At 38.1% G+C, this 17593-nt stretch carries 18 protein-coding genes; 7 read left to right on the top strand and 11 right to left on the bottom strand.

From position 1 onward, the window contains the following. The first annotated feature begins 10 nt into the window (after nucleotides 1-10). Nucleotides 11-517 (top strand): hypothetical protein, encoded by a 507-nt coding sequence (locus tag IAE19_RS02635; RefSeq protein ID WP_200459396.1) that lies wholly within the window; start codon nucleotides 11-13, stop codon nucleotides 515-517. 92 nt (nucleotides 518-609) lie between these two features. On the opposite strand, the gene accC is transcribed toward IAE19_RS02635, so the two are convergent. The 6 genes from accC to IAE19_RS02605 form a co-directional block, all read right to left on the bottom strand. After that, nucleotides 610-1974 carry an acetyl-CoA carboxylase biotin carboxylase subunit gene (accC, locus tag IAE19_RS02630; RefSeq protein ID WP_200459395.1) on the bottom strand — a complete coding sequence of 455 codons (1365 nt, stop codon included), beginning with the start codon at nucleotides 1972-1974 and terminating at the stop codon, nucleotides 610-612. A gap of 15 nt (nucleotides 1975-1989) precedes the next feature. Beyond that, nucleotides 1990-2409: an acetyl-CoA carboxylase biotin carboxyl carrier protein gene (gene accB / locus IAE19_RS02625; RefSeq protein ID WP_200459394.1), complete on the bottom strand. Its 420-nt coding sequence runs from the start codon at nucleotides 2407-2409 to the stop codon at nucleotides 1990-1992. Nucleotides 2410-2436: 27 nt separating this feature from the next. Continuing rightward, nucleotides 2437-2886 carry a type II 3-dehydroquinate dehydratase gene (aroQ, locus tag IAE19_RS02620; RefSeq protein WP_200459393.1) on the bottom strand — a complete coding sequence of 150 codons (450 nt, stop codon included), beginning with the start codon at nucleotides 2884-2886 and terminating at the stop codon, nucleotides 2437-2439. A 236-nt stretch (nucleotides 2887-3122) separates the two neighbouring features. Continuing rightward, nucleotides 3123-4448, bottom strand: a complete 1326-nt coding sequence (locus tag IAE19_RS02615) for a Y-family DNA polymerase (protein WP_200459392.1) — start codon at nucleotides 4446-4448, stop codon at nucleotides 3123-3125. A 3-nt stretch (nucleotides 4449-4451) separates the two neighbouring features. Then, nucleotides 4452-5051, bottom strand: a complete 600-nt coding sequence (locus tag IAE19_RS02610) for a LexA family protein (protein WP_200459391.1) — start codon at nucleotides 5049-5051, stop codon at nucleotides 4452-4454. A 249-nt stretch (nucleotides 5052-5300) separates the two neighbouring features. Beyond that, a complete protein-coding gene (locus IAE19_RS02605; RefSeq protein WP_200459390.1) occupies nucleotides 5301-6158 on the bottom strand; it encodes an alpha/beta fold hydrolase in 858 nt (285 codons plus the stop codon). A 134-nt stretch (nucleotides 6159-6292) separates the two neighbouring features. On the opposite strand from IAE19_RS02605, the gene IAE19_RS02600 reads away from it, so the two are divergent. Beyond that, the gene (locus IAE19_RS02600) at nucleotides 6293-6745 is read left to right on the top strand and encodes a hypothetical protein (RefSeq protein ID WP_200459389.1); all 453 of its coding nucleotides are present in this window, start codon (nucleotides 6293-6295) and stop codon (nucleotides 6743-6745) included. A 36-nt stretch (nucleotides 6746-6781) separates the two neighbouring features. On the opposite strand, the gene IAE19_RS02595 is transcribed toward IAE19_RS02600, so the two are convergent. Continuing rightward, nucleotides 6782-7042, bottom strand: a complete 261-nt coding sequence (locus tag IAE19_RS02595) for a hypothetical protein (RefSeq protein WP_200459388.1) — start codon at nucleotides 7040-7042, stop codon at nucleotides 6782-6784. A gap of 594 nt (nucleotides 7043-7636) precedes the next feature. Then, on the bottom strand, nucleotides 7637-8938 hold the full coding sequence (gene brnQ / locus IAE19_RS02590; protein WP_200459387.1) for a branched-chain amino acid transport system II carrier protein: 1302 nt from the start codon (nucleotides 8936-8938) through the stop codon (nucleotides 7637-7639). 338 nt (nucleotides 8939-9276) lie between these two features. Between brnQ and map the strand changes: the two genes are divergently transcribed. Next, nucleotides 9277-10098, top strand: coding sequence for a type I methionyl aminopeptidase (map, locus tag IAE19_RS02585; RefSeq protein WP_200459386.1), 822 nt, complete (start codon nucleotides 9277-9279; stop codon nucleotides 10096-10098). Nucleotides 10099-10144: 46 nt separating this feature from the next. On the opposite strand, the gene IAE19_RS02580 is transcribed toward map, so the two are convergent. Further along, a complete protein-coding gene (locus IAE19_RS02580; protein WP_200459385.1) occupies nucleotides 10145-11044 on the bottom strand; it encodes a LysR family transcriptional regulator in 900 nt (299 codons plus the stop codon). Between the two features lie 102 nt (nucleotides 11045-11146). After that, a complete protein-coding gene (locus IAE19_RS02575; RefSeq protein WP_200459384.1) occupies nucleotides 11147-11584 on the bottom strand; it encodes a guanosine-3',5'-bis(diphosphate) 3'-pyrophosphohydrolase in 438 nt (145 codons plus the stop codon). A gap of 182 nt (nucleotides 11585-11766) precedes the next feature. Here IAE19_RS02575 and IAE19_RS02570 point away from each other — a divergent pair, with 182 nt between their 5' ends. Further along, nucleotides 11767-12090 carry a hypothetical protein gene (locus tag IAE19_RS02570; protein WP_200459383.1) on the top strand — a complete coding sequence of 108 codons (324 nt, stop codon included), beginning with the start codon at nucleotides 11767-11769 and terminating at the stop codon, nucleotides 12088-12090. Here the strand turns inward: IAE19_RS02570 and IAE19_RS02565 are convergent. Beyond that, a complete protein-coding gene (locus IAE19_RS02565) occupies nucleotides 12087-13052 on the bottom strand; it encodes a LysR substrate-binding domain-containing protein (RefSeq protein WP_200459382.1) in 966 nt (321 codons plus the stop codon). The genes IAE19_RS02570 and IAE19_RS02565 overlap by 4 nt on opposite strands. A 241-nt stretch (nucleotides 13053-13293) precedes the next feature. Between IAE19_RS02565 and IAE19_RS02560 the strand changes: the two genes are divergently transcribed. The 3 genes from IAE19_RS02560 to IAE19_RS02550 all read left to right on the top strand — a co-directional run bounded on the left by IAE19_RS02560 (nucleotide 13294) and on the right by IAE19_RS02550 (nucleotide 17376). Beyond that, a complete protein-coding gene (locus IAE19_RS02560) occupies nucleotides 13294-14520 on the top strand; it encodes an acyl-CoA dehydrogenase (RefSeq protein ID WP_200459836.1) in 1227 nt (408 codons plus the stop codon). 240 nt (nucleotides 14521-14760) lie between these two features. Beyond that, nucleotides 14761-16077 carry an MFS transporter gene (locus tag IAE19_RS02555; RefSeq protein ID WP_200459381.1) on the top strand — a complete coding sequence of 439 codons (1317 nt, stop codon included), beginning with the start codon at nucleotides 14761-14763 and terminating at the stop codon, nucleotides 16075-16077. A gap of 51 nt (nucleotides 16078-16128) precedes the next feature. Next, nucleotides 16129-17376: a CaiB/BaiF CoA transferase family protein gene (locus tag IAE19_RS02550; protein WP_200459380.1), complete on the top strand. Its 1248-nt coding sequence runs from the start codon at nucleotides 16129-16131 to the stop codon at nucleotides 17374-17376. Nucleotides 17377-17593: the final 217 nt, after the last annotated feature.

Genomic DNA, 17593 nt, shown 5'->3' with positions numbered 1-17593 from the left:
AGTTAAGTTCATGCGTTTAGTTATCAATAAATCTATGAAAAATATTTATATTGTTGGTTTATTAAGTCTTTGCTGTTCATTTGCTATGGCAGATGAAGCAAAGCAGGATGAAGCGGAAGCAAAAGCTCAAGCGATGGATTTAAGTGCCAATACGATTCAAATTGAAACCCGCCCAGAAATTATGGGATTATGGGGAATGGAAATTCCCACCAATAAGAAGTGTGTGGAGTATTATAATTTTCGTAATGCCAATGAAGTTGTGGTAAAGAGTGGTAAAGAGTGGTCATATGGTGTTTATGATTATCAGCCGTCTCAGGATATGAAAGAAAAATTGCCCGCATTAATTATGCAGATCAAATATGACAATAACGAAGTGGATTGCTCGGGTCGTCAGGAAGATCAGTCGGGTGAGGTATCACAATATTTCGTACAGTGGAAATCACCTAACACCATTAACTTCTGTGCAGGTGAAAATGGCCAACAATGCTTTGCAACTTTGCAACGTGTTTTGCCTTAATTCCGTATAATTAAATATGTGACTATTTTCGTTAGGGAAAATAGTCACATAGAATAAAAAAAACCTCTTATCAAAATAAGAGGTTTTTTTTATTATGCTTTTTCAACCTGTGCTTCTAGTTGTTTTAGCAAATGTTTTTCAAGATAGTGAATATCCATCGCTTGTGCGCAGAATTTTTTATCCTGCAAAATTAAATCTTTGTGCAAAGGAATATTGGTTTTTACACCCGTTAAGATAATTTCATCCAGCGCTTGACGCATACGAGCCAATGATGTTTCACGATCTTTGCCGTGAGCAATCAATTTTGCAATCATTGAGTCATAATAAGGCGGAATGCTATAACCTGGATAGATATGAGAATCTAGGCGAATTCCAGCCCCACCTGGTGCATAAAAATGTTCAATTTTGCCAGGAGAGGGTAAGAAGTTGGTTGGATCTTCTGCATTGATACGACATTCAATGGCATGGCCACGAACTTCGACATCTGATTGTTCAATGTCAAGGCCTAATCCCGCTGCGATACGCAGTTGCTGTTCAATAATATCAATGCCAGTAACCATTTCAGTTACAGGATGTTCAACTTGAACACGGGTATTCATTTCGATAAAGAAGAACTCACCATCTTCAAACAAAAACTCAAATGTTCCAGCGCCACGATATTGCATAAGCTTACATGCATTCACACAAGCTTCCAGAATATCAGCACGTGCCTGTTCGGGTAAGTTAGGCGCAGGTGCTTCTTCCAGAACTTTTTGATGACGGCGTTGTAGTGAACAGTCGCGATCATATAAATGAATCGCATGACCATTACCATCACCAAGTACTTGTACTTCAACGTGACGTGGCTTTTGCAGGAAACGCTCCATATATACGGTATCGTCACCAAACCACATTTCCGCGTCACGTTGTGCCGCCTGAACTGATTCGAGCAGGGTATCCACACGTTCGACAATGCGCATACCACGACCACCGCCACCTGCAGCCGCTTTTACGATCAATGGAAAGCCAATTTCTTTGGCTTCAGCTAAGGCATTATGAATAGTCACAGCATGGTCACAACCAGGAACAGTTGGAACACCTGCCTTTTTCATAGAAACAATGGCAGAAACCTTATTACCCATCAAGCGAATATGCTCAGGGCGAGGACCAATAAAGGTAAAACCCGAAGTTTCTACAATCTCAGCAAATTCAGCATTTTCTGAAAGAAAACCATAACCGGGATGGATAGCATCCGCACCTGTAATTTCTGCTGCTGTAATAATTGCTGGGATATTTAAATAGCTATCACTACTTGCACCCGGGCCAATACATACAGCTTCATCCACGAAACGTAAATGCATTAAATCTTTGTCAGCATCTGAATAGATACCAACGGTTTTAATGCCCAATGTTTTGCAAGCACGGGTAATTCGTAATGCGATTTCACCACGGTTTGCAATTAATACTTTTTGCAACATACAAGCCCCCGTGGATTATGCGCGGTAACGGAATAATGGTTGACCGAACTGAATCACTTCACCGTTTTTCACTAAGATTTCTTCAACAACACCACTTTGGGTTGCTTCAATTGGGTTCATGATTTTCATGGCTTCAATAATACCCAAGGTTTCACCCGCAGAAACAGTTTGACCAACTTTTACAAAAGGTGCTTCACCTGGACTTGGTGCAGCATAGAACACACCCACCATTGGTGAAGTTTCAACCGCACCACGTGGTGTTTTAGCTGCTGGTGCTGCTGAAGGAGCAGCAACAGGTGCTGCTATAGGTGCAGTAGTGTAAACAGGGGTTGGACGAGTAAGTGAGATGGATTGATCACCTTCTTTAACCTCAATCGCTTGTAAGTCAGATTCAATCATCAAGTCGATGAGTTTCTTAATTTTGCGAATATCCATAGGTGAGTATTCCTAAATCATGGTGAATTAATGAAAAGATTGCAGTTTTCCGATGGCAGTGTCGAGCGCATAGGAATATCCTTTTGCTCCCAAACCACAAATAACGCCAACGGCTTTATCGGATAAATATGAGTGATGGCGAAATGCTTCGCGCGCATGTACATTAGATAAATGAACTTCAATAAAAGGAATAGCAACGCCAAGCAAGGCGTCGCGTAGAGCAACTGAAGTGTGAGTTAGCGCGGCAGGGTTAATAATGATAAATTTAATGTCTTCTAACTGGGCTTGATGAATGCGATCAACGATGGCACCTTCCCAATTGCTCTGAAATGTTTCTAACTGAATATTGGAGTTTTGAGCTTGGGCAATCAATTGTTGATTGATATCATTAAGAGTAAGATCCCCATAAACTTCTGGTTCACGTTTTCCTAACAGGTTCAAATTCGGTCCATGAATCACCAAAATGGTTGAACTCATTCTGTTTGCTCCAATTCATAAATGCAAATAATCTTTGCAAGATGTCTGCAAAGTTTGCTTATTATGGCATAATTTTCTACATGTTTTTTATAATTTGTTTTAATTGAAGCAGAAAGCGTTTGCCAAAACTCAGCACCTATATTGCAAACTTTGCTGAAAATTGACAATGTTAAAAAATGACAAATTTTAAGGTTTTTTAGTTGGCTATTATTCTAAACCTAATTGACTAAAACAGTTCATTTATTTTGTGTAATAGCCATATGTGAATCGTCAATACATAGAACTTCATTCCATCGAGTCAGGTAATAAGGAGAGCGATAAAGTTGCTTCATTTTCCATTGTGACTGGCAGGAATGATAACCCACTTGCAGACTTTCATTACCAAAGCGTTTTTTAATTGAACTAAGGGTGAGCATCAAATTTTGCCGTTCATGAATTTGTTGTAGGGGCTGCCAAAGGTCATCGATATGTTGCTGCCGAGGATATAATCCGCAAAACATAACGCCGATTTTGATATATTTTTTATTTTTATCAAATAAAACATCAAGTTGTTGTAAAGAAAGCTTGCTTAAAATAAGTAAGTCATCTGTAGCGTATTCAAGGCCAATCGCATGAGTACACGCTTTTTTATAGGGTTTGGTGTCTATTTTTTCATATAGAAAAACCTGAATACAATTGCATAGCTGTTGTTGCTTAACCAAACGGCGATGCGCTCGGTTTAAATGAAAAATTAAAGCCTGTTTTAGTTGGGATAAATCATTTAGGTTTTGTGAAAAGCTTCGAGATGCCAAAATACGTTTGCTTGGAATTTGAGGGTCATCCAGTGAGATACAGGATTGGCCTTTTAGCTCACGGATTGTACGCGCAATAATCACAGAAAACTCTTTCCCAAGATAGTGCTCATTGGCAAAAGTTAAGTCATACGAATTATAAATATTATAGCTTTGTAATCTTTTACTGATTTGATGACCAATGCCCCAGACTTCTTTGGCAGGTGTGTTGATCATTAAGTCTTCTAAAATAAGTGGATCTAGTTTATCTAGATGGCAAACATCGTTAAAACTCTCAATTTTTTTTGCGAAATGATTGGCTAGTTTTGCCTGAGTTTTACTATGGCCGATGCCAATAGAGCAGGGTAATCCTAGCCATTGTTTTAGCGTTTTTACCAGTTGATGACAATACTCTTCTAAATCAAATATAGTAGAGTAGGCGGTAAGATGGATAAAACATTCATCGATAGAATAAGCTTCTGTATCATCTGCATAAAAGAATTGTTGAATAATAAGGAAAAAACGGCGTGACATTTCAGCATATAAAGTATAGTTACTAGAAAACACCTGTACGCCTTGATAGAGAGGATGATCTTTAATCTGATGCCATGGTACTGCCATTTTAATACCCAGCGCTTTTGCCTCATTGCTGCGCGAAACTACGCAGCCATCGTTATTAGATAAAACTACAACGGGTTGATCACTGAGTTTGGGTTGAAATAATCGCTCACAACTGACATAACAATTGTTGATATCGATAAGCGCATAATATTCCTGATGAAATTGAGCCATATTTCACCGCAGCTTTTTAAGAATACAAGTCACGACACCCCAGATTTGTAGGCTATCATTTTCATGGGGATAAATATCTGGAAATTCAGGGTTTTCAGCTTTTAGCCAAAAATCATAAGGCGTGTTGTTTGGACACATATAGCGTTTTACCGTAAATTCATTATTAAGTAATGCAACCACGATATCGCCATGCATGGCTTCCAATCCTTTATCAATAATAATTTTATCTCCTATGTCTATTCCTGCATCACGCATCGACAGTGAATTGACTTTTAACATAAATGTGGATATTGGGTTTTTCACCAGATATTGATTAAGATCAAGTTCTTGCTCAATATCATCCTGAGCAGGTGAGGGAAATCCTGCGGCAATAGATTCCAGCGGGAAAGGAATGTGAATAGAGCTTGTTGTTACAAGTTTTTTTATATTATGAATTGATTCAATATCATTTTGAGGCCGAGGTTGTAGCCATGATTTGATGGCATCTACTCGTGATACAGGCACACGCATGACTACGGTTTTTTCCTGATACTGTGCTTTTCGACCTGCATTGTTGCGTTTTCCACCGTGTTTATGAGGTGGTTCAGATAGGGTTTTATTCATGAGAATCATAAATTATGAATTTGTAACGTAATCAAGATAACAAATGAAATCTAAAAACTCCAGACGCGACTTAAAATTAATGTTTAACATCATGACAAAGAACGAATTTTAGTGAGGGAGCTAAACTTACACTGACAATATGGGATATTTAAGTATTACTTTCGATACTTTAAAGATCGCGATTTACGTTAAAAAATCGAGAGTACTCCTAATAGATAAAATACTCTCGATCTTTTTAGATGCTAAACATCAAGACTCAATTTGTTGTTGAATTAACGGCCATAAAGTTTGATGAGATTTTTTAAACATGAGCATGTGGCCAATCGATTTAAATCCAAATGACTTTGGATTTAGTTCAATCATTTTTGTAGGTGCATTTGGATAAAGACGTAGTAAATCTTTGACATTTATTTCTGTGGCAATTTCATCATCTGTTGCCCAGATGGAAGTCACTGGGCATACAATTTGAGTATGGAAATCGTGATGCACAGTTTTTCCTATAGCATTTTTAATATATCCAGATTGACTACAAAATTGACGCCATTGTTTGGCTACTAGTTTAGGTAAATTTTCACCCATGCCGATAAATTGTGTCGCTCCGTATCCTTTGATGAGACTTGATGCAGGAAATACTAAATTAAACATCACGGGAGCAAGAAGTTTAGTTTTTCCTTTCAAGCCTTTTATATGGCCAGTTGAACCCGCAACAGCAATCACTCGATGAACTTGATGGTAAAGAGGGTTGATCCCTAAAAGTTGACCACCTGCACTATGACCAAGCAATATCACTTTCTCTGCATGTGTTCGACTTAACAACGTTGTGATTGCGGCAGGAATATCTAATGTTCCCCAATCCACAATACTGGCAGAAGATTGACTTAGACGGCCATGTAATGATTGCCCAATTCCACGAAAATCGAAAATCATGACAACATAGCCTTGTTGACACAACCAACTTGCAAAAGCATGATAAAACGACTGGGTAATTCCTGTAGCAGGACAAATCAAAATAGGGTAGGTTTTACTGATTTGAGAAGGAGTGTAGAGCTGGGCAGCAAGTTGATAGCCATCTTTACAACTTATCCATAACTTTTCAATATTTTCCATAGAGTGTCATAAAGCAAAAAAATTATATTTTTACTTTATATGAGTTCCAAAAAGAAACCCGATAATTTTATGACTTAAAAGTCAAAATGTGCTATATAACGGGCTTCCAAAAATAAATATAGAGATGGAATCTCATGATTTTTTTGAGTTTTGCTGTAAAGCTGGGAATTATTTTTAGTGGAATTTTTCTTTGGATTGGCATGCTTACAGGCGTTTGGAAGTACTATCAAATTCGTCAGTCTCCGCAGTCACGCGCACATTATTATGTTGATATAGCGCACCGCAGTAGTCTTTTGTATGCCCCGGCAAGTTTGATATTGTCAGTGTTAGCTTATTTTTCTGTCTGGCCAGAATCGATTAATTTAATCTGTGTCATTTTAAATTTAATTTTTTTTAGCTTTTCAGTGGGTGCTTATGTTTTGCATGGTTTTTTAAAAGACACAACTAATCAGTTTCAAACACCCCATAAGCTGGGTCAACATCGTTTACCGACTTGGATGATGACATTCGCTATGCTGGCTTTAATTGTAGCGGAAGTAGGCGCTACATTTATTCTTCTAGTTGGAGTGATACTTCAGTTTATTTGAAGGTCTAACGTAAAATAAGGCATAAAAAATGGATGATTAATCATCCATTTTCTCCATTTTTGCCTTAGCGCGTTCGAGACTGAGCTGGCGGAATTTGTGATCGACAAAGGCCCAGACTGAAAAGGCAACAGACACCACTAGCGCATACATAAAGTATTCGGGCTTTAAATTGCCTTTTATCATTCCCTGAAATGCAAGCGTCAACATCAGGGCAACAGTGGTTATTCCATAAATCACTGTATCTGAGGTCTTCAGAGCGTTAATGAAGACTTGCTTATTGAAATGTAATGATAACATCTCCATCCCTCCTTTTAAGTTTGACTAAACATAATTGTTTTAGTCGGAATTAATATTACAGTTGTACTTTGAATTTGATGGTATTTCAAGGGGTGATAACATTATTTTCCAAAATACTTACCTTATATATAAAAAATATGATAGTTATTTGTATTTTTGTAAGAAATATCGGTATTCCTATCAAAAATATTTATATATATTGAGAAATTATTTGGAAGCCTTTTACATCGTATGTAAATTCTTTAAAAAGAAACATACGACTTAAGCTAAATAAAGCATGAATCATGCCAGCTATTTTGAAAAGTACACTACCTGAGGTTGATTTTTAGCCTAAAAGGCTTTTCTTAAAATTTAATTAAAAATATTGAGTAATAAGTCTATTTCTATAGCTCGTTTAGAAATTTCTTCGAAAAAATTTGATGCAGTATTTTTATACGAAAATGTTGATAGGAGTGAATGAAGGTTTTTGCAAAATGTCGTGTTTTAAATTGGAGTTAAAACAAAAATGCCTGTTTTGGGTAAAAACAGTGGCATTTTTATTGGGCTTAAAATCAAGTTTGGGTAAAACGAGAGTCTAATTTAACAACAAAATAATCAAACGATAGGTTTTTTGATTTTGTCGATCACAATAGAAATGACAAGTACTGCAATAGAAGGAATAAGCCATGCCAAATTTTGTGCATTTAATGGTAAGTTCTGAACGAAATCAGGAAGAGATGCTTCAAAACCAGCCACTTTTAACCCTTCAATAATGCCAAATAAAAATGCAATAGCTGTAACAGGTGCCACTACGCGAGCGGGTACATGCCAGAATTTCCAGAAAAAACTTAGCATAATCACAACGATAGCGGGGGGATAAATTGCAGTTAAAACAGGAACTGAAATTGCGATGAGTTTAGTTAATCCCAAATTAGAAATTAATAAAGAAAAGCCAACAAGAACAAACACAAACAATTTATATGGTAGGTTGGTTAACTGTGCAAAATACTCAGCACACGCACAAGTTAGGCCAATTGCAGTCACCATACAGGCAATAAAGATTAAGACAGTTAAAAATAAGGAACCCAAATCACCAAAAGCGTGTTGTACATATGCATGTAAAATGACAGCGCCATTGCTTGCATTTGGTGCAACTTCATGACTACCTAGCCCAAGTTTAAACAGACTAATATAAACCAAGGTTAAGCCAATGCCTGAAATAACGCTGGCAATCACCGCATAGCGTGTCACTAATCGTGGTTCACGTACTCCACGCGAATAAATCGCTTGAATAATCACGATACCAAATACCAATGCACCCAAAGTATCCATGGTTAAATAACCATTTACAAAGCCTTCGGAAACAGGATGAGCCACATAGTTATTAATCGCAGGTGGGATATAACCTGAAGGGATCAGAAAGGCAGCAATACCTAAAACTGCCAGTGCAGCAATTTTTAAAGGAGCGAGAAAACGACCCACAGTATCCAATAGTTTATTTGGATAAAGCGAAACTAAAGTAACAAACGCAAAATAAACAATACTATAAATAAGTAAGCTGTGACTTGATGTACCAAAATAAGAGGAGAAGCCGATTTCATAAGAAACGGTGGCAGTCCGTGGGGTGGCAAATAATGGTCCAACCGATAAATAGCATACAATCGTTAATAGTAGACTAGCGACACGTCCAAGCGGCGAACTAATCATGGCAATAGAGCCTTCCATACGTGAAAGCGCCATAATTGTGATAACAGGCAAACCTACAGCAGTAATCAAAAAGCCAGCTGCGGCTAACCATACATGTTCACCTGCTTGTTGAGCAACAATCGGTGGGAAAATAATATTACCGGCCCCAATGAATAGAGCAAAGGTCATAAAACCGAGTGCAATAATATCTGAAGTGCGAAGACTGGTCATAAAATGGGTGTTAGTAATAAAAACATGCAAATTTTAGTATAAAAATAGGATGTTTGTGCAATTATCTAAGCAAATGAAATGTTGAGGATTAAAGTGAAATTAGAATAAATGGTAAAAATGGTTAAATTAAACTTTTGAAAACAAAATTGAAATTTTAGTGGCTTCAATGCTTTACTTATAAATTTTTGTTATGAACAGGAGGAAAGATAAGAATCATTTGATTAAAAAATGATCTAAATTTTATGATGATACTTTCTAATTAGAAATGATAAGCATTAATACGATGCAAGTCGGATGATAAAGGGAGTATAATTCATACAATCATAGAGGGGATTGCAATGCGAGCATCTACAGTTACCATCAAAACTGAACAAGATATTGAAAATTTGCGTATTTCTGGTCGTCTGGCTGCGCAGGTTCTGGAGATGATTGCTGAACATGTTAACCCGGGTGTTAGTACTGAATATCTGGATGATATTTGCAATGATTATATTGTGAATACATTGCAGGTGATTCCAGCCAATATAGGTTATCACGGTTTTACTAAAACCACCTGTACTTCAGTTAATGAAGTGGTTTGTCATGGAATTCCTTCTCCGACTAAAATTCTGCAAGATGGCGATATTATTAATATTGATGTTGCTATTATTAAAGATGGCTATTTTGGTGATACGAGTCGTATGTATTTGGTGGGTGATGTTCGTCCAGACGCAAAAAAACTCGTTGAAACTACTTATAAAGCTATGCATGCGGGTATTCAAGTCGTTAAGCCCGGGGCAACCTTAGGTGATATTGGATATGCGATCCAATCGGTTGCTCAGGCTGAAGGCTATAGTATTGTACGTGAATACTGTGGTCATGGTATTGGAAAAATTTATCATGAACAGCCCAATATTCTGCATTACGGTCAGCCAGGACAGGGTATGGTTTTGCAAAAAGGAATGGTCTTTACGATTGAGCCAATGGTCAATGCAGGGCATGCACAAGTTAAAGAGTTAAGTGATGGCTGGACAGTGATTACCAAAGATAAATCGCTATCGGCACAATGGGAGCATATGGTCGCGGTAACTGAAACAGGTTATGAATTACTTACGCCGTGGCCAAATGGCACGGGCTCATATCCTGATATTGAAGTTTTAGCTGTAACAGTGGCTCAGTAAATATTTGTATACAGCTTATTTCTACAGAAATAAGCTGTATTTATTGTTATCTTGTGCCTAATTGTTCAACTAAATAATCAATAAACACTCGAACAGCAGGCAATTGACCGCGACGTGATGGATAAACTGCATGAAAAATACCGTGCGGTGCTTTCCAGTCAGGCAAAATTCGCACCAATTCACCCGTGCGCAAATATTCATTGGCAATCGTATCCGGAAGTAAAGCCACACCACAGTTTTGGCTTGCTAGTTTTGCTAGCATTAAGAGATTTGAGGCCATAACCACCGGATTGACTTTAATTTTATCTTGTTGATTTTGCATGTTATGTAAGATGATTTGCTGATCTAAATGATCATCGGCCAGACTTAAAATGCGGTGTTCAGCAAGATCTTCAGGCTTTTTGATTGAGCCGTATTCGTTTAAATACGCCTGACTGGCAAAAATATGTTGTTCAATGGTGCTAAACTGGCGGATTACCAGACTCGGGTCATCATCTAGATTGGAGCGTACGCGTAAGGCAAGATCGATCCCTTCATTAATCACATCAAAACGTCGATTACTAATAATAAGCTGTACACGAATTTCAGGATACAATTTCAAAAAATCAGGCAAAATTTGTGACATCTGATTTTGTGCAATATCAACTGGGACGGTTACTTTGATTACACCACGAGGTTTAACACTCAAGTGATCGACTAGATCATGCGCAGCTTGTGCAGCATTCATCATGACTTGAGCATGTCGATACACATTCATACCGATTTCAGTCACTGCAAAATGGCGAGAACTGCGCTGAATTAGACGTACACCAAGGCGTTCTTCGAGGTTATAGACACGACGACTGAGTTTGGATTTTGGAATGTCAGTGGCACGTTCGGCCGCACTAAATCCACCATGTTCAACGACTAAAGCAAAACAATAAAAATCGTCTAAATCAGTGAGCATAATGGGTTTCCGTTCGGCAGAAAATTTAATGTTATAAGGATTGCTGCACATTATACCCAATAATTTTAGAGTGTTATGTTAAACCTGAGTAAATAAGTCAAATTATGCTAAAGCTGCGGGAGGGTTAAGTAGAAACTCTTTTACTTTTTTATATTCTTCTAGCCGCAAAAAATCGCGTTGAGTTGGCGATTGGATTCGACTTAGATCCATATTATCTGCAAGATCTGCCAGCTTGATGGTTCTAGCCAGTGAATTTTTCACGATTCTTTTGGCTGCATCTAAACGGCTTTCACCTTCTTTCTTCGTCAATGCGACTACCGCATCGATTATATTCTGGCTAAACCCCAAAGTAATTAAATCCACAATCGTGGTGTCTGTATCTTCCAATAAATCATGCATTACTGCGACCATTTTTTGATCCATACCTTCAACATTTAGCATCAATCGTAGAGGATGTAAAATATAAGGTTGCCCCGCTTTATCAAGTTGTCCCGCATGTTTTTTTGTTGCCAGTGCAATGGCTTTTTCTAGTGTTGACATGAAATCTCCATTTCAAAAATGTCATTAATTCAGAATTCACACAATTGAGCACGTTTTTTTCTTTATAGAATAATAAGCATGAGTTGAAATGAATAGCAATTCACCCAAGGTCGATTTTAAAAAAATTAGATGCAAGCAAATATTTCTTTTACACTATTGAGCTAAATTTTTGAGTAAAGCATATGTCTTACCATCTTATTCAGCAGTCTGATGCTTCTACCAATATTTGCTGTCCAATTTGCCAGTATGCAGTGGTTGACTGGGCGCAGGAGCAATACGTTCAGCCTTGTGAGCATATTTTATTTATTGCTATGGATCTGGGATTTGAGTTTATTGCAGATCGATTTGAAGTTCACATGCAACAAACTGTAGATGAGTTACATGAAGATCCAGATATGAATATTTTTGCAGCAATTCGTCAGACAGCATATCCTGAGTTAACCATCATTCAAACTGATTTGGGCGTTCAAAATTTATCACGCTATGTGGGGTTTAGTCCTGATTAATCTTGGTTTGATTGCTGAGAAGTTTTGGACTGATAAGTGGTCACTTCTTTTTCCAACCATTCGGTAAACTTTAGAATTAGTGTATTGTTGTGTTGCTCTGAATAAACGAAATAGTAAGAGCGCGCTCCGACCAATTTTAATGAGGATGCAATAACCAGATCACCATTGCCCAATTCTTTTTCAAGTAACATTTGTGGAATTAAAGCTACACCTAAATGATGGGTCGCTGCTACCGCCAGCATGGAAAAAAGCTCATGACGCTGACCTTCCATAGCATACGGGTAATCATATTCTGCAGCAGTAAACCATTCTTTCCAGATATAAGGTCGTGTGGTTTGTTGTAATAATGGTAATTGACTAATTTGTTCAGGCGATAAATCAATGGGTTGTTTGTGATCAATATGAATGTCAGAAAAATGTTTTTGAATCAGGGCTAAAGAGCAAACCGGTACAACTTCTTCCTGCATCAGAAATTGAATTTTTGCACCTGGCCAGTTTTCAATTTGAGAAGGTGTCCCCGCATAAATAGCCGCATCAAAAATATGATCACTAAATAAAAAAGGTTTAGTACTAGTTTCAAGATGGATCGTAATTTCAGGATAAATTTCATTAAAACGATATAAACGGGGCAATAACCAGCGTGTGGCAAAAGTGGGGACTACACCGAGTTTTAACGTTCCACCCAAGCCTTTATGTGACATTAAATCCAATGTACTTTGTTCGATTCCAAGCAAATACGGTTTGATACTCTTAAAATATTGCTCACCCGCCTGTGTCAATTCAACACCGTGACGGGTGCGATTAAACAACTCAATATTTAAAAATTCTTCCAATTGTTGGATTTGTCGAGACACTGCACTTTGAGTAATGGAAAGTTCCTGAGCAGCATAGGTATAACTTTTGTGCTTGGCAGCTGATTCAAAACAAATCAATGCTTGTAAAGATGGAATCATGCGCCGCATATCATACTTCCTTGTTGCAGTTGTGAAATCAAGATATTTGGAAATCACATATAATTTTTAAATGCTCTATATCATATTTATGATCAGAGTAGCTTATTTCCTAGAATCTAGATCAAACTCTGATCTAAAACAAGCATAAGATATGCGTAAATGGAATGACTGTATGCAAATTTATCGTTTGCTGCTTTGAGCATGACATCGTAGCATCAGGTCAATGACAAACAAACAGGCTAGGGAAGCGATGAATCAAATGGTCGATACAGCTAAAAAATCTGCACGTGTTCACTTCAATTGGGAAGATCCATTCTTACTCGAACAACAGTTAACTGAAGAAGAGCGCATGATTCGTGATTCTGCACACGCATATTGTCAGGATAAATTGATGACACGTGTGTTAGAACAATTTCGTCATGAAACCACTGATCCTGCTATTTTTCGCGAAATGGGTGAGTTGGGGCTGCTTGGACCCACTATTCCAGAACAATATGGTGGCTCAGGTTTAAATTATGTCAGCTATGGTCTGATCGCACGAGAAATAGAACGTGTCGATTCGGGTTATCGTTCAATGGCAAGTGTGCAAAGTTCTTTAGTGATGGTACCAATTAATGAATTTGGTACAGAAGAACAAAAGCAAAAATATTTACCAAAACTTGCCGCGGGTGAATACATTGGCTGTTTCGGATTGACTGAACCTGATCATGGTTCTGATCCGGGAAGCATGATTACACGTGCCAAAAAAGTAGAAGGTGGTTATCGTTTAACGGGCGCCAAAATGTGGATTACTAACAGCCCAATTGCGGATGTGTTTGTGGTCTGGGCAAAAGAAGTTTCTGCTGAAGGCAATGTGGGTGAAATCCGCGGTTTTATTTTAGAAAAAGGTTGGGAAGGACTTTCTGCTCCAGCAATTCACGGTAAGGTTGGTTTACGTGCTTCAATTACTGGTGAAATTGTCATGGATAATGTATTTGTTCCAGAAGAAAATGCATTTCCCGAAGTTCGTGGTTTAAAGGGGCCATTTACCTGCTTGAATAGTGCACGTTATGGGATCGCATGGGGCGCAATGGGTGCAGCTGAATTTTGCTGGCATACAGCACGTCAATACACCTTGGATCGTAAACAGTTTGGGCGTCCATTGGCTGCAAACCAACTTATTCAGAAAAAACTGGCAGATATGCAAACTGAAATTGCTCTTGGTTTACAGGTGGCATTACGGTTTGGTCGTATGAAAGATGAAGGGATTGCTGCGGTCGAAGGCACCTCGTTAATCAAACGTAATAATTGCGGTAAAGCATTGGATATTGCACGTTTAGCTCGTGACATGATGGGCGGCAATGGCATTAGTGATGAATTCGGCGTTGCGCGTCATTTGGTTAATCTTGAAGTCGTAAATACTTATGAGGGAACACATGATGTACACGCTTTAATTTTGGGACGTGCTCAAACTGGTATCGCAGCATTTGGCAACTAAGTCGCTTCAAATTTTTTAAATCCAAATCAAGCTTAATTAAAGATGCGCTTAGCGCGTGTCTTTAAGGATTTTTGTCTAAAAAAAGATAATACAAACAAACAGTCAGGGATTCATCATGAAATTTTTCATGGGAACGTGACACTTTGCTTGGGCTAGATACAACATCAGTAGCAAAGCGATCAGGACATGATCAATCGATGAAAAACCAAGACTCATTTAGGAAAAATGAGGTGAAATAACATGAACAATGATGTTCAAACGGTTGCAGGAAATCTTCCCCGTAGTTTAGCTTCCAATATCGGAACTTATGATCGAATCACCCCCAACACATGGAAGTGGGCGCTGTTATTTGCCTACTTTGCGATGGTGGTCGATGGGATCGATATTATGTTGCTGTCTTATAGTTTGACCAGTTTAAAAGCAGATTTTGGTTTGTCGACGTTTCAGGCGGGTGCATTAGGCAGTGCATCGCTAGCAGGTATGGGAATCGGTGGTATTTTAGGGGGGTGGGCATGTGACAAGTTTGGACGTGTCAGAACCATTGCCCATTCGGTCACATTCTTTTCAATTGCAACGTGTCTTTTGGGCTTTACCCAAAGCTTTGATCAGTTTATGGCACTTCGTTTTATTGGTGCTCTAGGAATTGGTGCACTTTATATGGCATGTAATACCTTGATGGCTGAATATGTACCGACTTCATACCGTACTACTGTTTTAGGAACATTACAGACTGGGCAAACTGTGGGTTATATTGTCGCAACGCTTTTAGCAGGAGCGATTATTCCTGAACATGGCTGGCGTATTCTGTTTTTTATTACGGTGATTCCTGCAATTATTAATGTCATTTTACAGCGCTTTGTTCCTGAACCTAAATCATGGCAATTAACAAAAATTGCAGCTTTAAACCCAGAAAAACAAAAAACTGAGCAACAGGACGTCAAACCTAAAAGCAGCAGTATTTATAAACAAATTTTCAATAATTTTAAGCATCGTAAAATGTTTTTACTTTGGATGACCACCGCATTCTTTTTGCAATTTGGTTATTACGGGATTAACAACTGGATGCCGAGTTATCTTGAAACTGAAGTCCATATGAACTTTAAATCGCTGACGAGTTATATGGTTGGTTCGTATACCGCCATGATTCTTGGCAAAATTTTAGCAGGATATTTAGCCGATAAATTTAATCGCCGTGCCGTTTTTGTCTTTGGTACGCTTGCTAGCGCAATTTTCTTGCCTGTGATTATTTTCTTTAACACGCCTGACAATATTCTTTATTTATTGATCACCTTCGGTTTTCTTTACGGTATTCCATATGGTGTGAATGCAACCTATATGGCGGAATCATTCTCAACAGATGTACGTGGAACTGCTATTGGCGGTGCTTATAACATTGGTCGTGTTGGTGCTGCGATTGCACCTGCAACTATTGGCTTTTTGGCATCTGGTGGCACTTTTACGATGGCATTTATTGTAATGGGTGCAGCCTATTTTATCGCAGGTGTATTGCCGGGTTTATTTATTAAAGATCGTCAGTACGATCCGCAAAAATCATGAATTAAACAAGGCTGACATTTCGTTCGGACGTCAGCTTTTGGAGGAGCAAATATGGGCGCATTGACCGGTTTAACTGTACTGGATCTGAGTCGGGTTTTAGCAGGACCGTGGTGTGGTCAAATTCTGGCAGACTTGGGTGCAGAAGTCATTAAAGTGGAACGTCCCAAAGTGGGTGATGATACTCGTATGTGGGGACCACCGTGGATGTTAAATAATCAGGGACAACTCACTAAAGAAGCAGGTTACTACCAAGCAGCTAATCGTAATAAATATTCTGTAGCTATTGATATTGCCTCTGAAGAAGGACAACAACTGATTCAGGAAATGGTCAAAGATGCAGATGTGCTGATTGAAAATTATAAAGCAGGTTCATTGGCAAAATATGGATTGGATTATGCAACGCTAAATAAAATTAATCCCCAATTGATTTATTGTTCAATTACAGGGTTTGGGCAAACAGGTCCGCGTGCAGAAGAACCTGGTTATGATTTTGTTATTCAAGGCATGTCTGGGCTAATGAGTATTACTGGTGAAGAGAATCAAGAACCACAAAAAGTCGGTGTTGCGGTTGCAGATATTCAAACTGGCCTGTATGCCACAGTTGCGATTCAGGCAGCATTATGGTCACGTTTAACTACAGGTAAAGGACAACATATTGATTTGTCTCTTTTAGATGTACAAGTTGCGGCACTCGCTAATCAAGGTATGAACTTTCTGACTACAGGAAAATCCCCTGTACGAATGGGAAATGCACATCCTAATATTGTTCCATATCAGTTATTCAAAGCTAAAGATAAAGATTTTATTATTGCTTGTGGTAATGATAAACAATTTAGGGATTTGTGTATTGCTATTGAACGAACCGATTTGTTAGAACGTTCAGATTATCTGACCAATAAAGATCGTGTTGCAAATAGAAATAAACTAATCGCGATATTGAGTGCTCATTTCCTAGCGCACGCTGCAAATTATTGGGTAGAAAGGATTCACGCTAAAAAAGTTCCTGTAGGCATGATTAACTCGATTGAAGATGCGTTAAATGAACCACAAATTCAGGCACGTCAGATGATCGTAAATATTCCACATTTACAGAATCAGGCATTTAATATGATTGCCTCGCCTATTAAATTGTCAGAGACTCCAATTGAATATCGCAATGCACCACCGCAATTGGGTGAACATACTTTTAAAATATTGAAGCGCTATAAATCAGATGCTCAACTTAATCAATTAAATGAAAAAGGTATAATTGATGGAAAAGCAAACAAGGAATATGAAGAAAAGATCAATATTGATTAAAAATTACCCTGTTAAAAGTTTTTTTAAAATTATGACTTGCGTTGATTTACAAAATGTATAGAATACGCAGCATCCCGACGCGAAACACGATGAAGATCTTGGCTATTAAGGGTTAAGATTTTGGTAAGAGTTTTGCGTTAAATTTTTTGCTGACGAGGCAAGGAATAGATCATTAAGAGCATAGAAGAACAACTTGTGTGGATTTTTACTAATTGAT

It is taken from the genome of Acinetobacter sp. S40 (assembly GCF_016624705.1).
In the GTDB taxonomy this organism is placed as follows: Bacteria; Pseudomonadota; Gammaproteobacteria; order Pseudomonadales; family Moraxellaceae; genus Acinetobacter.
This window is presented reverse-complemented; position numbering and strand designations above follow the sequence as displayed.

Excerpts from the sequence above, each read along its gene's own strand:
- IAE19_RS02635 (WP_200459396.1), top strand. The coding sequence starts at position 11 with ATGCGTTTAGTTATCAATAAATCTATGAAAAATATTTATATTGTTGGT.
- accC (WP_200459395.1), bottom strand. The coding sequence starts at position 1,974 with ATGTTGCAAAAAGTATTAATTGCAAACCGTGGTGAAATCGCATTACGA.
- accB (WP_200459394.1), bottom strand. The coding sequence starts at position 2,409 with ATGGATATTCGCAAAATTAAGAAACTCATCGACTTGATGATTGAATCT.
- aroQ (WP_200459393.1), bottom strand. The coding sequence starts at position 2,886 with ATGAGTTCAACCATTTTGGTGATTCATGGACCGAATTTGAACCTGTTA.
- IAE19_RS02615 (WP_200459392.1), bottom strand. The coding sequence starts at position 4,448 with ATGGCTCAATTTCATCAGGAATATTATGCGCTTATCGATATCAACAAT.
- IAE19_RS02610 (WP_200459391.1), bottom strand. The coding sequence starts at position 5,051 with ATGAATAAAACCCTATCTGAACCACCTCATAAACACGGTGGAAAACGC.
- IAE19_RS02605 (WP_200459390.1), bottom strand. The coding sequence starts at position 6,158 with ATGGAAAATATTGAAAAGTTATGGATAAGTTGTAAAGATGGCTATCAA.
- IAE19_RS02600 (WP_200459389.1), top strand. The coding sequence starts at position 6,293 with ATGATTTTTTTGAGTTTTGCTGTAAAGCTGGGAATTATTTTTAGTGGA.
- IAE19_RS02595 (WP_200459388.1), bottom strand. The coding sequence starts at position 7,042 with ATGTTATCATTACATTTCAATAAGCAAGTCTTCATTAACGCTCTGAAG.
- brnQ (WP_200459387.1), bottom strand. The coding sequence starts at position 8,938 with ATGACCAGTCTTCGCACTTCAGATATTATTGCACTCGGTTTTATGACC.
- map (WP_200459386.1), top strand. The coding sequence starts at position 9,277 with ATGCGAGCATCTACAGTTACCATCAAAACTGAACAAGATATTGAAAAT.
- IAE19_RS02580 (WP_200459385.1), bottom strand. The coding sequence starts at position 11,044 with ATGCTCACTGATTTAGACGATTTTTATTGTTTTGCTTTAGTCGTTGAA.
- IAE19_RS02575 (WP_200459384.1), bottom strand. The coding sequence starts at position 11,584 with ATGTCAACACTAGAAAAAGCCATTGCACTGGCAACAAAAAAACATGCG.
- IAE19_RS02570 (WP_200459383.1), top strand. The coding sequence starts at position 11,767 with ATGTCTTACCATCTTATTCAGCAGTCTGATGCTTCTACCAATATTTGC.
- IAE19_RS02565 (WP_200459382.1), bottom strand. The coding sequence starts at position 13,052 with ATGCGGCGCATGATTCCATCTTTACAAGCATTGATTTGTTTTGAATCA.
- IAE19_RS02560 (WP_200459836.1), top strand. The coding sequence starts at position 13,294 with ATGAATCAAATGGTCGATACAGCTAAAAAATCTGCACGTGTTCACTTC.
- IAE19_RS02555 (WP_200459381.1), top strand. The coding sequence starts at position 14,761 with ATGAACAATGATGTTCAAACGGTTGCAGGAAATCTTCCCCGTAGTTTA.
- IAE19_RS02550 (WP_200459380.1), top strand. The coding sequence starts at position 16,129 with ATGGGCGCATTGACCGGTTTAACTGTACTGGATCTGAGTCGGGTTTTA.